Here is a 13990-nt window from a genome sequence, read left to right on the forward strand (position 1 = left end):
GGGAAGGACGGCGGACGATGGCGAAAGGAGACGACGAAAAGCGGTTGCGTCGAGACCGCGCCGTAATCATCGCGGTGCTTGGCGTCGTCCTTGCAATCGCCGTCGTTTTGCTCGCGTTGTACGGGCGCGAGGTGTTCGCTTTCCTTACGAACGGCCATCTGGTGCAGCGGCAGGTGGAACGCCTGGGACCGCTCGCGCCCGTCGTACTGGGGATTCTGGTGGTTGCGCAAGAGGTCACCGTCATCGTGCCGAGTGAGCCGCTTGAGCTGGCGGCCGGGTACGCGTTCGGCTTCTGGGAGGGAGCGCTTGTCTATCTGGCGGCCAGTGTGGTGGGCTGCGTCGTCATCATCCTCATCGTGAGACGCTGGGGTGATCGCGTGCTCAGGCTGTTCCTCTCGCCTAAACGTCGCGCACAACTCGCTCATCTCAAGCGCTCGCAGCGTTTCGACCTGGCCATCCTTGTAGCATTCTTCATCCCAGGCCTGCCGAAGGATATCATGGCGTACTTCGCAGCGCTCGCGGGCATGCGTCCCGTGCACCTCGTAGCCGTGACCACGGTCGGGCGGCTGCCTTCGGTCGTGGCCGCTACGCTCGCCTCGTCCTATGCGGCGGCGGGAGACTGGCGGGCGACCGCCATCGTGTTTGCCGTTACGGCTGCGTTCGTGCTTGCAGGAATGCTCGTCTACCATCGCGTGCGTCGGCGATCCGCATGAAAGCCCGATGACAACACACAAGTTCGCGGTACAATAGCCCGCGAGCGAAAGGAAGACGAGCATGTACGATGACGATGTGCGTCCTGGCCGCAACGATGAATGCTGGTGCGGTAGCGGGAAAAAATACAAGAAGTGCCATCTCGGATTCGACGAGCGGCTGGAAGATGCTCGCGGGCAAGGGTATGAAGTCCCTCCGCGCTCGTTGTTGAAATCGCCGGCTGACATCGAAGGCATCAAGAAGAGCGCGGCGATCAATATCGGCGTGCTCGACTACGTGGCTGAGCGCATCGGCGAGGGCATTTCAACGGCTGAGATAGACCGATGGGTACGCGACTACACGGTTGAGCACGGCGGTGTGCCAGCCGATTTGAACTATGAAGGCTACCCGTATAGCGTGTGCACATCGATAGACGACGTGGTCTGTCATGGCATGCCATCCGAGGACGATGTGCTTCGAGCTGGCAGCATCGTCAACGTGGATTGCTCCACTATCCTGGACGGGTACTATTCCGATTCTTCGCGTATGTTCTGCATCGGCGACGTCTCTGAGGAGCGCCTTCGCTTGGTCGAGGAAACGCGAAGGGCCATGGAGGCGGGTCTCGCGGATGTGAAGCCCTGGGGCTTTCTGGGGGATGTGGGCGCCGCCGTCAACGAACATGCGAAGCGCTGCGGGTACTCCGTCGTGCGCGAGTTCGGCGGGCACGGTATTGGCTTCGGGTTCCACGAGGACCCGTTCGTCAGTCATGTGGCCGAGGCCGGCACTGGCATGGTGCTTGTTCCGGGGCTTGTTTTCACCATCGAGCCTATGATCAACGCTGGCGCAGCCGATATCGATATGAGCGATCCGAATGGATGGACCGTCCGTACCGCCGACGGTTCTGATACGGCCCAGTGGGAGGTGCAGGCGGTCGTCACCGACGACGGGTACGAGCTTCTTTCCTGGTAGCGGGTTTTGCGGGGCGACGAGGCCGCGGTTCGTCCCCTTGCCGCCCTTTTGCCCGGCCTCTGCGCCGTCCGCGTTCTCGTGATGCTCAACCGATGCTCGTGGACACGACGGACGGATACGTCTTGCAAAAATACCAAACAAACGTTCTTATATATGCTATACTGGTATCAGCAAATAGAGCCAGTGCAAGCGCTGTCCCGCCTACATTCGCAAGGCGGCAGCCCATAGATGGTAGCGGTGTTCCACGCTGCCCGTACCACGCTTGCAAGATCCTCTCGGCAATGGAACGCCTGGTGAAGAGGTGTTGCACCATGTCTCCTGCCAGCTTTTGGGATCGAAGCTATGTCGCCCCCAAGCAGCTGCCTGCGCTTCAGGAGCTTATCCGCTGCTGCGATGAGACGCTTTTGATGCGCGTGATCCTGGACGACCATGCGGCTCGCATGGAGGATGAGCCGCCGACTCCTCAGCGACGTCGTGCCATGGAGAAGCGGCTTGCGAGCACGCTGCGTTCAATGCGCGTATTGCCGATGAAGAAGAAGACGGGTCGGGACTTTCTGCTCATGCCGGAAGAGTCATTCGTACTGCATGCGGGCAGTCTCGATATCGAACGCCGGCTCGGCGCGTCGCTTGTCTTGTTCGACGACCTTCGTTTGCTGGCATGTTCGAACGAGGAGGCGGCCGCCCGCGGTGAAGATTTTACGCGACGCAGTTCCCCAAACGTTCCGTATGAGGAACTGCCGATACGACGCTCCTATACGCTCTTTCCTTGGGAACAGACCCTTGCATGTAAAACGTGGCTTGGAGGACCTTGGTGCCGCCGCGAACGCTATCTCGTGATCGCGAGCGCGGTTTGGGAGATGACGTTCTTCGGATTCGAATACGAGCGGGTTGTTGCGCGCCAAGCCGAAGCAAGCGGGAAGGTGCTGCTCGGCGTCGCATCTTCGGGAAACGATTCCGCCCAGCCGCCATCGCCGGACAGCACGGCGGGGCGGGCGCGCTCGTTCGATCTCAAGGAGCCTGATCGTTTCGAGACCGACTTCCGTGACAGTCTGGCTGCGCGCACGGCCAGACTCAACGGTATCGCGAGAGCCGAATTCAGGGATCGTTGCATCGACGCGAGTCGCAGGATGGGTATGTGCTGATGCGGGCTGCTTCGACGCGATGAGGCCCGTACTCTGGCCAGAAGCCTCTCCGTGCACATGCGTCTGTCACGCCTATCGCGCTCGAAGTCGGTTGCCATCCGTCGAGTTGAACCCGTCGATGAGCGGATTTCCGAAAAAAGAACGCCGCCGGTCATCTGATCCGGCGGCGAACGTGCTATCACTGCGATCCGTACTGCATCGGTCGCGCATTGTCCGAGGCGAGGCCCGTGCTAGTCGGCGACCTCGACGAGCGTGATTTCGAAGTTGAGGTCTTGGCCTGCCAGCTCGTGATTCATGTCAAACGTGGCGACACCATCTTCGATGGAGCGCACGAACACGGGGAACGGGCGGCCGCCTTGGCCCATCATATACACGGTTTGGCCGACGGGCAGCTCGTCACCATTCGGTATCTGTGAGAGGGGCACCTGCTGCACCATATCTTCGTCGCGCTCGCCGTAGGCTTCGGCAGCGGGGATGTGCACGGTCTTGGTCTCGCCCTGCTCCATGTCCTTCACGGCGGCGTCGAACCCGGGGATCATTTGGCCGGCCATGCACGTGAATTCGATGGGCTCGTTGCGGTCAAACGACGAGTCGAACTTCTTGCCGTCGTCAAGCGTCCCGGTATAGTGGACTTTGACCTTTTTGCCTTCGTTGCTCATGAAAAGCTCCTTGTCGATTGAAAAGCGATGGCCCCAGTCTAACCGAGGGCTTGCCGCTTCCTCTTCTTCAAGGCAAACTTGCTCTAAGTTGCCACAAGTTCGTGAAGCAGCCGGTTTCGGTATGTGCTGCGAGCGCGCGCAGCAGCTTTCAAGGCGGGCGAGCGCCCTCTCTTCCAACGCTCCGCCTCCTTCGTCGGGTATCCGATCCGCCTTCGACAAGAATCGGGGATCCGTCAGATCCTCCGCCGATCCGGCAGATCGTAGACGTCCAACAAGGTGATCTCGAAGTTGAGCGCCTTACAGATGGCGTCATGGTTCATGTCGAATACGGCTCGCTCGCCGTCGAGCGCGGTAAGGCGCGCGGGAAAGGTCTGGCCGTCCGGCTGCTCGAGGTTCACCATCTCGCCCACAACGAGTCTGACGTCCGCGGGGATCTTCGCTCGCTCGACTTCAAGGATGCGCGCGTCGGTGCGCTCCTCGTAAGCTTCGTCGGCGCTCACGTGCGCACGTCTTGTTTCGCCCACTTCCATGTCGCGCACCGTTTCAATGAACGCGGGGGGCATCCAGCCAGCGACGCACGGGAATTCGATGGGCTGCTCGCGTTGGTCGATAAACGTGGTCCCATCGTCGAAGTACCCTCGATACGCCACCTTCACCATGCGGTTCTCGTTGTTCATACCGCCTCCGCTTCCGCAAGATCGGCCAACGTAGTGCGACGCTCGATCAGCCGAGCGAGCGGGGCGAGGAACGCCGCGTCGTCATCGTCGAGGCCGCATTCGGCTATCGCGAGCACCTTGTCGCACAGCCGACCTGCCGGTTGCCCGTACACTTCGGCATCATAGCCCTGTGCCATGAGGTCTTTTTTCGCTATCTCCACATCGGGGGCGCGCACGTTGGCGAAAAGCGCGTCGAGTGCGTCAAGGCTTGCGGCGTCATAGAACAAACCCTTGATCAGCGCAGCATAAGCGATGACGTAGGGGATGGGCATAGCGTCTGCGGGCCTGATCTCGACGTAGGTCTTCAGGCGTACGTCATTGAAGAACATCGAAACGGCGTGTTCGACTTCGGCGCGCGTCATGGTGCGTTCGGCGTAGATGTCGCCGAACGTGCGGTCCGAATAGCACCACTGCTCTTTGCGGCACGGCACGAGAATAGCGGGAGCGTCGAGAATGTAGGCGGCGTAGCGGCGCAGGCTGAAATCGGGATCCAGCACATCAGGCACGAGCCCGCAGCGGTCGTTGTCCACATGCTGCCAAATCGCGGTTCGTACAAGCTTGTGTGTGCGAACCGCTCCTTCGAACCGAGGCGTGTTGTCCGTGATGAGCGAGAAGACGGGCACGAGCGCAAACGCGAGACGCAGCTTGCGCAAGCAGTCGGACGTGCTCGTGTAGTCGATGGAAACCTGCGTCGAGGCGCTGCCGCGCATCATACAGGGACCGTAGATATCTTTAGCGCCCAGGTACAGGTTCATGAACTGGTAGCGGCGTTTCGGAATAAGCTCGAGGTCGCGTGCGGCGGCGGTGGGATGGTAGCCGATGGTGAGCGCCCGCTCGCCGACCGGCGACAGGATGCTCGCGAGGTGCTGTTCGAACGCCTCGAATGCCTCTCGGGCGGAGACGAGATCTGCAAAGGGACCTGCTGAAAGCTCGAGCTGGGCAGCCGGTTCGATGGTTACGGCCTCTCCTGGGCGGGCGACCCCCAAAAGATCCCCGTGGAGGTCGGTGGTTGCGTGCGGGTACTCGGCTTGGAGCTTTGCGAGCACCCAGGCAACGCCGTGCTCGCCGCTGTACGGAACCGGGCTCAGGTCATCGTGCACGATGGTGTGCTCGAGCTCAATACCCAATTCTCCCAGGGAGTCGTGGGGCTTGATGCCGCTTTCGAAGTAGGCGACGATGGCTTCGATATTGCTCTCGCGGGCGGGCTGTGCCGTGCGTGCGGCCGCTTCGGGCGCGCAGACTGGTTCGCTCATAGTGCAAGCTCCTGAACAGACTCGTGTCGATGATAATGCTGCTTTGCATACCATACTCTTTCCTGTCCGCCGTTTCGCCTTCTTTTCTATTTCGCCATGGTTTCGTTCGCATCGGCCTGTCGCTTATTTCAGCTCATGCGGCGTCGGACGAGAGCTGAAGGACCCGAGAACTCTGTTACTATTTCATTGCGCGCCTTGCCAAACGGACTGATCTTTTTTAGGATGAACCTCAATGACATTCGAGCGCATTTTTGTGCAGGTGCACGATTTTCCAGCCCGATCATCGGTTCGCACGCTTGGACCCGGAACCGTCCGGGATTCGACGAAAGAGGGGCGCTATGGCCATCACGACGGGCATCGTAGGGGCAGCGGGGTTTGCCGGCATCGAGTTGGTCCGGCTCGTCTTGCGCCATCCCGATCTCGAGCTCTCCATTGTTACGTCCAATGAACTGGCCGGCACGGCGGTCGCCTCGGAGTATCCCGGCTTCGTCGGAGCAACCGACCTTGCATTCGCCTCCCATGACGATCCGGCGCTCGATACGTGCGAACTCGTGTTCCTCGCTGTGCCGCACACGGCGGCGCTCGGCATGGCGCCGCGCCTCGTGGCAGGCGGATCGACCGTCATCGATCTCTCGGCCGATTTTCGCCTGAAAGATCCCGTCGTTTACGAACAGTGGTACGCCGCCCGCCATACGGCGGTCGAGCTGCTCGAGAAGGCAACGTTCGGCCTGCCGGAGCTGTTCCCGGACGATCTCGTCCGCGCCGCCGCTGCGCACAAGATGGGGGAGGGAACGCTCGTGGCTTGCGCTGGCTGCTATCCCACCGCCACGTCGCTCGCGGCGGCGCCCGCCGTTCGTGCTGGCTGGGTAGTTCCTGGAGGCGTCGTCGTCGCAGATGCCGTGTCGGGCGTTACGGGCGCCGGCAAGAAGGCGTCGGCACGCACGCATTTCTGCTTTGCTGACGAGAATCTGGAGGCTTACGGCGTGGCGACGCATCGTCACACGCCCGAGATCGAGCAGATTCTCGAGCTCGATGGCCGCCTCGTGTTCACCCCTCATCTCGCGCCGCTCAATCGCGGGCTGCTCTCCACGGTCAACGTTCCGCTTGCGTCGGACGCGCCTTTGGATGCCGCCTCCATCATCGAACACTACCGCGCCTTCTACGGCGACAGCGCGTTCGTGCACGTGCTCGGTGTCGGCGAGATGCCTAAGACCTCGGCGGTTGCGGGCACGAACAACGCTCATATCGGGCTCGCCGTCAACGAACGCGCGCGCATGCTTATTGCGGTGTGCGCTATCGACAACCTGGGAAAAGGCGCAGCAGGTCAGGCCGTTCAATGTGCAAACGCGGTGCTTCGACTGCCCGAGAGCGCCGGATTCGACCGCGCTGCGGTACCCGTGTGACGTGTCTCGACCGATGCAAAACCGTATTCGACGAGAAGGAAGCTTATGACCGAGCATGAAATCGATGTGGGGTTCGGTGCGCCTGAGGGAGCGGTTCCGTTGCGCGCCAGCGAACGGCGTCCCTCGCCGTTGCCCCGTGTTCCGAACGGCGGCGTTGCCACGGCACGCGGTTTTACGGCTGCCGGGGTGCACGCTGGCTTTCGAGCCGATCCCCAGCGTCTCGACCTGGCGCTCGTCGTTTCGGACGAGCCGTGCGCGTGCGCGGGCGTATTCACCCGCAACGTGTTTTGCTCTGCGCCCGTCAGGGTATCGCGCGCACATCTGGATAGCTGCGGCTACGGTACTGCGCGTGCCGTCGTCATCAACTCGGGCAATGCGAACGCCGCGACGGGCGAGCGCGGCCTCGAGGCGGCTCGCGCGTCTGCGCGCATCGTGGCCGAGACGCTTGGCTGCACGGCTGACGAGGTCATGGTTGCCTCCACGGGCGTCATCGGGGTGCACCTGCCCATCGAGCCGTTCGAATCCGGCGTTTCGGCCGCTGCGACGTCGCTGTCGGCTGCTGGCGGGCATGATGCCGCGCACGCTATTATGACCACCGACACGCGGCCCAAAGAGGCAGCCGTTACGTTCGCGGGGGACGGTATCGGATACGACGGTTGCACGTTCGCGGTAGGCGGCATGGCGAAAGGCTCCGGCATGATCATGCCGGATATGGCCACGATGATCGCCGTCGTCACCACCGATGCGCCGATCATGCCCGATGTCCTTCATCGGGCGCTTGTCAAGGCGGTGGGGTCGAGTTTCAACAAGGTCACGGTCGACTCGGACACATCCACGAACGATTCGTGTTTCCTCATGGCAAGCGGCGCCGCCGTCACGGCTGACGCGCAGCCTTTCGAGCCGGGCGGTTCTGCTTACGAGCTGTTCGAGCGAGCCCTCATAACCGTTTGCGAGGATCTCGCGCGCCAGATGGCTGCCGATGGCGAGGGCGCGACGCGCCTCGTCACTGTGCGCGTGAGCGGTGCGGCCACTCCCGAGGACGCCGATCTCGCGGCTCGCGCCGTCGCCAACTCGCCGCTCGTCAAGACCGCCATCTGCGGGCATGATGCCAACTGGGGTCGCATCGCCGCAGCCGTCGGCAAGTCGGGCGCGGCCTTCCGTCAGGAGGATGCCGCCATCGACATCATGGGGTTGCCCGTGTGCCGCAAGGGGCTCACGGTCGCCTTCGACGAGGACGAGGCGCTGCGCCGCTTCGAGCAGCCAGAGATCGTTCTCGACATCGACCTCGGCGCGGGCGACGCCGCCACCACGGTATGGACGTGCGATTTCACGCACGAGTACATCACGATCAACGGAGATTATCGATCATGAAATACGCGAAGGACACGCGCCCCCATGGCGCCTCGCACAAAGCGGCGGAAGTGCTCGTCGAAGCGCTTCCCTGGATCAAGAATATCACCGGCAAGACGGTCGTCATAAAGTACGGCGGCTCTGCCATGGTTGACGAGCGGCTGCGCGCCGACGTTATGGCCGATATCGTGCTGCTCAAGATCGTCGGCGTAAACCCCGTCATCGTGCACGGCGGCGGCAAGGCCATCACTGAGGCTATGGAGCACATGCAGCTTCCCGTGGAGTTCAAAGACGGTCAACGTGTCACGACGCCCGAAGCCATGGATCTCGTGCGTACCGTGCTCATGGGCAAGGTGAACCAGGAGCTCGTCGAAGCCTTGAACGAGCACGGCAACTTCGCCGTAGGTGTGTCAGGCGCTGACGCGGGCGTCATCGTAGCCGAGCAGGCCAGCCCTGAACTGGGCCGAGTGGGCCGTATCACGCGCATCAACCGCCCGTTGCTCGACGACCTCGTGAATGCCGACTATATTCCCGTCGTCGCGTCGGTCGCGCTCGGCGAGGACGGCGGCTTCTACAATGTGAACGCCGACATGGTTGCCGGCCACATCGCCGCCGCCATTGGCGCACACAAGGTGGTGTTTCTCACCGACGTTGACGGCCTCTACGAGAATTTCGAGAACAAGGACTCGCTCATCTCCAACCTCACGGTGTTCGAGGCGCAATACATGGTGGAGAATAACATCGTGTCCACCGGCATGATCCCCAAGCTCAAGTCGTGCATCCTCGCGCTGGAGGCCGGCGTGTTCCGCGCCCATGTCATCAACGGCATTACGCCGCACTCGCTTCTGCTCGAACTGCTCACGAGCACCGGCGTTGGCACTACGATGCATTCCACTGATGAGGCATGCAAGTTCGACGCGCACCCGCTCGGCAACTTCGCTTCGAAGCTGCTCGAAAATAGGATGGCGTCGGGATCGGGCGGGATAGGACCATCCGGCTCACTGGGCGCAGAGGGAACGCGCACCGGCCGATAGCGTAGAATCCGCAGGACGAAGAAGGAAACGGCGACGAAAGAGGGACGATGAACTTCAACGAGGAGCGGCAACTCGAATCCACGTACGTCATGGGAACCTACGCGCGCAAGCCCGTTGAGCTTGTGCGCGGGCGCGGCATGCGGGTGGAGGATGCGGAGGGTCGCACGTACCTCGATTTCGTCTCGGGTGTGGGTGCGGTGAGCCTTGGGCACTGCCATCCGGCTCTGGTCGAGGCCGTCAGCGCGCAGGCGCGCAAGCTCGTTCACGTCAGCAACTACTACTATATCGAGCATCGCGGCGAAGTGGCGCATGCCGTGTCCGATCTGCTGAATACCTGCACGCCGGAGAACGAGCGCCGGCCGTGGCGCAGCTTCTTCGCCAATTCGGGGGCGGAGGCCAATGAGTGCGCGTTCAAGCTCGCGCGCCTGCACGCTAAGAAGCTCGCTGGCGCGTCCGCCAAGGCGGCGGGATCCGATGCGGCCGCCGTGCGCGCCGCCGAAGCTGCCGCTCCGCGGCTCATCGTCACGCTCGATGCCAGCTTCCACGGGCGTACGCTCGCCACGCTCGCAGCCACGGCGCAGCCTGCCAAGCAGGAGGCCTTCCAACCCCTGCCCGACGGCTTCGTGCGCACGCCGCTCAACGACGTTGCCGCGCTTGAAGAGCTGTTCGTTCGACAGGGCGATGCCATCTGCGCAATGGTGGTCGAATGCGTGCAGGGGGAAAGCGGCGTGCATCCCTGCACGGCCGAATTTCTGCAGACTGCGCGGCGTTTGACCGATCAGGCCGGCGCGCTGCTCGTGTGCGACGAGATACAGTGCGGCATGTACCGTTGCGGAACCTATCCATTCGGCTTCCAGCATTTCGGCATCGTGCCCGACGTGGTCACCATCGCCAAGGGCATCGCCTCAGGATTTCCCATGGGCATGTGCGCTGCGCGCGCCGAGACAGCCGACTCCTTCGAGCCGGGAGATCACGGCTCGACGTTCGGGGGCAGCTGTTTGGCGGTAGCGGCCGCCGAGGCCACCGTGAAGGCGCTCGCCGATGAAGACGTTGCCTCAAACGCCCGCGAGGTGGGGGTCTATCTGCGAACACGCCTTGCTTCGCTGCCGCAGGTGACGGAAGTCCGCGGTCTCGGTCTCATGGTGGCCGCTGATCTAGACAAGGGCTTCGACGCGTTCGGCGTCGTTGCGCGCGGTCTGGATGCCGGCCTGCTGCTCAATGCCACCGGACCGCATACGCTCCGTTTCTTGCCGCCGCTCGTGTGCTCGGAGGCCGATGTGGATGCGCTCATCGAACGCCTCCGCACGTTGCTCGTCGCAGAGAAGGGAATTGCCCACTGACGCGTGCAGACGACTGCTGAGCACGCTCCCTCGATCGAGGACGCGTCCCGCATCCTGGGCGCATCACCCTTTTTGACCAGGTGGTTTCTTGCGCTTCGTGGCGAGCGCGCCTCAGTCTTCGGTGGGCGTGCGCCACTCGCAGGGATCGGGCGCGGCCAGGCCGCGGATCCCCGCGATGATAATTTCGACCCCGTCGTTAAATGCTTGTTCCGAGTAGGCGGCTTCAACGGTATCCAGCCATGCCGGTTTGTCGGCTGCAGGCAGAGAATCCGCGTGCTCCATCTCGCTGATCTCGTTGACGATGAAACCCGAAAGGAACGCGTCGATGATGCGCCATGCCCGTGTGAGGATATCCTCGGGAATGCCTTGGTTCCCATGGAGACTCTGCACGCGCTCGGTATGTTCGCGTAGCCCCGGATCCCAGGCTGCGCCTTCGGCAAGGTAGAGGTGGGCGGATGCGTGGCGGAGGTGCATGCGTCGGATTGACGCTGTCGTGCGCCTGATTGTGTCATCCCAACGCTCGCCGGGCACGGGAGCTGTATCCACTTCGGTGAATGCGCGTGCCACCACGCCCTGTTGTATCTCCTCCATAGAGCCGAAGTGGCGGTACAGCGCCATTGCCGAACGGTCGAGGGCGCTCGCCAACTTGCGGATTGACAAGTTCTCCAGGCCCTCCTCGTCGGCAATCTCGAGGGCCTTGGCGATGATCGTTTCCCGGTTCAGCGGCACCCGCTTGTTCTTCAACTCCGAATTGTTCTGGGGCATGCGGAACATCCTCCTGCAATACCATCGAGGTGCATAGCTTCCACTGATGGTAGCAGACGAGCGAGCGATGGAAACGCTTGGATGCGGGGAAGCGGTTCTTGCACACTGAAAGTGTACGCTGTATACTCCACAAAGTGTACAGCGTACACTTTCAGTGGGAACCAAAGGACAAGAGAGGGAGCTATGGCTGCAACAGACGATTCAAACGTGTTCACTCGCAGAAACTTCGTGAAGGGAGCGCTCGCAACGGCAGCGGTGGCCGGCATGGGCGTCGTTGGCACCGCATGCGCATCCAACGGCGGGGAGGCGCCCGATAAAGACGCAAACGCTGCAACCGGCGTTGATGGTGTCGATTATACGAACGTATACGAGGGCGGTGCCAATCTGATGCCCGCGCGCAAAGCCGTCTGCCCGGGCCCGCGCGGTCCTGTGGCGTTTGAAGCGCGCGACATCCCCGATAGCGAAATACAGCGCGAGGAGGACTTCGACGTGGTGGTCGTGGGCGCCGGCGTTGGGGGTCTCATGGCCGGTCTCAAAGCGGCGGACCTGGGCGCGAGCGTTCTCATCCTCGAGAAGATGACCAAGGGTCGCGGGTGCTTCGAGTGCTTTGGCGCAGTGGGGGCCGGCTGTCAGGAAGGCACTGAGATCGACAAGGCGGCGCTGCTCGATGAGATCTATCGATCAGCGTACTACCGCACGCGCCCCGAACCGGCGCGCACGTATGTCGACCGTTCCGGCGAGGCGACGGATTTCTGGCAGAGCGTGCTCGACAAAGGGGCGAACGGCTTCGTGATCAGCAAGGTCGAGCAGGCCCCCTCATCTTGCGGGTTCCCCGCCATGACGCCGCTTATCGACACCGAGCTGGGCTTCTACGATTCTCCCGCCCTGCCGCCTGACGCCGGCGTGCGCTCCGGCTTGTCGGGCATCTACGTGTGCCTTGAGATGCAGGATGTGGCCAAGAACGCTTACGATACCGTTGATCTACGTTTCTCGACGCCCGCAGTTCGCCTTGTCTCTGACGATTCAGGGGCCGTTACGGGCGTGGTCGCACGCGACGAATCCGGCTACTTCCGGGCGAATGCATCCAAGGGCGTCATCATGGCAACCGGTGGTTACGATTGCAATCCCGAGATGATGCAGGCGTGGACCAGGCCCGAAGACTACGCGAACTCGAGCTGGTGGAACCCCGGCTGGGGCACCACGGGCGACGGGCATATGATGGGCCTTGCCGTGGGGGCCCAGATGGATCCCGTGCCGCATCCGGTCATGAACTTCCGTTGGGGAACGCCCGATTCGTTCGCAGACTTCCGCACCTGGAACGCCGTGTACTTCGGTATCCTGGTTAACGGTCGCGGTAATCGCTTCGTTCGTGAGGATGCGCCGTTCCAGGTGGTTTCGAACGCTCAGAATGCGCAGCCGGGCTACGGCAAAAACTGCTGGTACATTTTCGATGAGACGATGTACGAGGGTATGGAGGACGCGCTCGAAGAATTCAAGCAGAAAGGCTGGCTGTATGAGGGCGCTTCGGCTGACGAACTGGCTCAGGCGGCTGGCATCGACGCCGACGGGCTGTCCGCCACGCTCGAACGCTACGGATCGTTCTTCGAGGCGGGTCGCGACGAGGACTTCGATCGCGATCTTGCGGTCACGCTTCCCTTTACCGGTTCGCGTTTGTTCGCGTTCACCACGAACAGCAATGTTCTCGCCACAACGGGCGGGTTGTGCATCGACGAGCATTGCAGCGTGCTCGACGTGAACGATGAGCCCATCCGCGGACTGTATGCCTGCGGCAATGCGAGTGGCAGCTTCTTCTCGGGCAACTACCCTCGCCACATTCCTGGTACTTCCATCGGGCGCGCAATCACCTTCGGGTATGTGGCTGCGGAGAGCGCCGTCAATGCGGTCGTCGGTGTCGGGCCCAAGCTTGACGGCAACGCGCCCGCTCTGACTCCCTATGTCGAAGGCTCTGCTGTCGACGAGGCGGGGAAGGCATCCTTCGAGAACCTAGGTCCTTGGAACCCTTACGACCCGATCCACGGCGGGAGCGCCGACTATGCGCCCGAGCAGCTGGGCGGCATATCCGAGGCATGCGATAACTGCCACACCTATGCGTCCGGAGCGGACACGGTGCTCGACGGCATGTCCTCGCTCGGGAAGTAAACCACCCTCCCTCCTTCCTTTCATTCCCGGCGCGGCTGGCTCTTCCAGGTCCGCCGCGCCGGCGGCACGGGGATGCGCTGCCAAAAAACATGCCGGTTTGGCACGAATGATGGCAAGTGTTGCTTTAAAGAGTCGTGACGCAAGTATCCAGCTGCGCGTTTTCCCAGGTCGATGCTTGCAGCGAGTCGAGGGCAAAGGGGCTTGCGTGCCAAACCGGCATGTTTTTTGGCAGCGGATCAGTGGGTGCTTTAGTGTGATAAAGTACCGGACGCCTTGGGCGTTGTGCAGCAAAGCAAAGTGCCCGGGAACGCACATACCTCACGCTTACCTACAAAATGGAGCACAACCTTCTTTAGATGCTGTTCTGCGGAGCCTTGTCGTCCATCCGTCTCGCTATCGGCTCACGGCTCCTCACTCCGACTGCACATCCTCCGTTCTTCCGGTCCAATCGTTCCGATCGCCGGAAAACTTCTCGATTTTTTAAATTCTGACAGCAGAACGCTTCTATA

At 62.1% G+C, this 13990-nt stretch carries 12 protein-coding genes; 8 read left to right on the plus strand and 4 right to left on the minus strand.

Annotated elements, in window-relative coordinates; all coding sequences use genetic code 11:
* The first annotated feature begins 17 nt into the window (after window positions 1-17).
* The 3 genes from C2L71_RS07320 to C2L71_RS07330 all read left to right on the plus strand — a co-directional run bounded on the left by C2L71_RS07320 (window position 18) and on the right by C2L71_RS07330 (window position 2801).
* A complete protein-coding gene (locus tag C2L71_RS07320) occupies window positions 18-713 on the plus strand; it encodes a TVP38/TMEM64 family protein (protein ID WP_103265119.1) in 696 nt (231 codons plus the stop codon).
* Window positions 714-774: 61 nt separating this feature from the next.
* A complete protein-coding gene (gene map / locus C2L71_RS07325; RefSeq protein WP_103265120.1) occupies window positions 775-1659 on the plus strand; it encodes a type I methionyl aminopeptidase in 885 nt (294 codons plus the stop codon).
* 311 nt (window positions 1660-1970) lie between these two features.
* Window positions 1971-2801: a hypothetical protein gene (locus tag C2L71_RS07330; protein WP_103265121.1), complete on the plus strand. Its 831-nt coding sequence runs from the start codon at window positions 1971-1973 to the stop codon at window positions 2799-2801.
* 230 nt (window positions 2802-3031) lie between these two features.
* Here C2L71_RS07330 and C2L71_RS07335 read toward each other — a convergent pair whose 3' ends face one another.
* From C2L71_RS07335 to C2L71_RS07345, 3 genes are all read right to left on the minus strand, one after another.
* On the minus strand, window positions 3032-3460 hold the full coding sequence (locus C2L71_RS07335; protein ID WP_103265122.1) for an FKBP-type peptidyl-prolyl cis-trans isomerase: 429 nt from the start codon (window positions 3458-3460) through the stop codon (window positions 3032-3034).
* 233 nt (window positions 3461-3693) lie between these two features.
* Complete coding sequence (locus tag C2L71_RS07340) at window positions 3694-4137, minus strand: FKBP-type peptidyl-prolyl cis-trans isomerase (RefSeq protein ID WP_103265123.1); 444 nt, start codon at window positions 4135-4137, stop codon at window positions 3694-3696.
* Window positions 4134-5429 carry a glutamate-cysteine ligase family protein gene (locus tag C2L71_RS07345; RefSeq protein ID WP_103265124.1) on the minus strand — a complete coding sequence of 432 codons (1296 nt, stop codon included), beginning with the start codon at window positions 5427-5429 and terminating at the stop codon, window positions 4134-4136. The genes C2L71_RS07340 and C2L71_RS07345 overlap by 4 nt, the downstream gene beginning before the upstream one ends.
* A gap of 338 nt (window positions 5430-5767) precedes the next feature.
* On the opposite strand from C2L71_RS07345, the gene argC reads away from it, so the two are divergent.
* From argC to C2L71_RS07365, 4 genes are read left to right on the plus strand one after another with little or no spacing between them, the layout of a single operon-like run.
* Window positions 5768-6832 carry an N-acetyl-gamma-glutamyl-phosphate reductase gene (gene argC / locus C2L71_RS07350; RefSeq protein ID WP_103265125.1) on the plus strand — a complete coding sequence of 355 codons (1065 nt, stop codon included), beginning with the start codon at window positions 5768-5770 and terminating at the stop codon, window positions 6830-6832.
* Between the two features lie 45 nt (window positions 6833-6877).
* Window positions 6878-8203, plus strand: a complete 1326-nt coding sequence (argJ, locus tag C2L71_RS07355; protein WP_103265126.1) for a bifunctional glutamate N-acetyltransferase/amino-acid acetyltransferase ArgJ — start codon at window positions 6878-6880, stop codon at window positions 8201-8203.
* Complete coding sequence (gene argB, locus C2L71_RS07360; protein WP_239926472.1) at window positions 8200-9216, plus strand: acetylglutamate kinase; 1017 nt, start codon at window positions 8200-8202, stop codon at window positions 9214-9216. The genes argJ and argB overlap by 4 nt, the downstream gene beginning before the upstream one ends.
* A 47-nt stretch (window positions 9217-9263) precedes the next feature.
* Window positions 9264-10556, plus strand: coding sequence for an aminotransferase class III-fold pyridoxal phosphate-dependent enzyme (locus tag C2L71_RS07365; protein ID WP_103265127.1), 1293 nt, complete (start codon window positions 9264-9266; stop codon window positions 10554-10556).
* Window positions 10557-10667: 111 nt separating this feature from the next.
* Here C2L71_RS07365 and C2L71_RS07370 read toward each other — a convergent pair whose 3' ends face one another.
* Entirely contained in the window at window positions 10668-11321 is a 654-nt protein-coding gene (locus C2L71_RS07370) for a TetR/AcrR family transcriptional regulator (protein ID WP_103265128.1), read from the minus strand.
* A 183-nt stretch (window positions 11322-11504) separates the two neighbouring features.
* Between C2L71_RS07370 and C2L71_RS07375 the strand changes: the two genes are divergently transcribed.
* Window positions 11505-13481: an FAD-dependent oxidoreductase gene (locus C2L71_RS07375; RefSeq protein ID WP_239926474.1), complete on the plus strand. Its 1977-nt coding sequence runs from the start codon at window positions 11505-11507 to the stop codon at window positions 13479-13481.
* Window positions 13482-13990 lie beyond the last annotated feature (509 nt).

The organism is Enteroscipio rubneri, assembly GCF_002899715.1.
Lineage (GTDB): Bacteria > Actinomycetota > Coriobacteriia > Coriobacteriales > Eggerthellaceae > Enteroscipio > Enteroscipio rubneri.

Coding starts and splice junctions, on each gene's coding strand:
- map (WP_103265120.1), top strand. CDS start 775: ATGTACGATGACGATGTGCGTCCTGGCCGCAACGATGAATGCTGGTGC.
- C2L71_RS07320 (WP_103265119.1), top strand. CDS start 18: ATGGCGAAAGGAGACGACGAAAAGCGGTTGCGTCGAGACCGCGCCGTA.
- C2L71_RS07370 (WP_103265128.1), bottom strand. CDS start 11,321: ATGCCCCAGAACAATTCGGAGTTGAAGAACAAGCGGGTGCCGCTGAAC.
- argJ (WP_103265126.1), top strand. CDS start 6,878: ATGACCGAGCATGAAATCGATGTGGGGTTCGGTGCGCCTGAGGGAGCG.
- C2L71_RS07335 (WP_103265122.1), bottom strand. CDS start 3,460: ATGAGCAACGAAGGCAAAAAGGTCAAAGTCCACTATACCGGGACGCTT.
- C2L71_RS07375 (WP_239926474.1), top strand. CDS start 11,505: ATGGCTGCAACAGACGATTCAAACGTGTTCACTCGCAGAAACTTCGTG.
- C2L71_RS07345 (WP_103265124.1), bottom strand. CDS start 5,429: ATGAGCGAACCAGTCTGCGCGCCCGAAGCGGCCGCACGCACGGCACAG.
- argB (WP_239926472.1), top strand. CDS start 8,200: ATGAAATACGCGAAGGACACGCGCCCCCATGGCGCCTCGCACAAAGCG.
- C2L71_RS07365 (WP_103265127.1), top strand. CDS start 9,264: ATGAACTTCAACGAGGAGCGGCAACTCGAATCCACGTACGTCATGGGA.
- C2L71_RS07340 (WP_103265123.1), bottom strand. CDS start 4,137: ATGAACAACGAGAACCGCATGGTGAAGGTGGCGTATCGAGGGTACTTC.
- C2L71_RS07330 (WP_103265121.1), top strand. CDS start 1,971: ATGTCTCCTGCCAGCTTTTGGGATCGAAGCTATGTCGCCCCCAAGCAG.
- argC (WP_103265125.1), top strand. CDS start 5,768: ATGGCCATCACGACGGGCATCGTAGGGGCAGCGGGGTTTGCCGGCATC.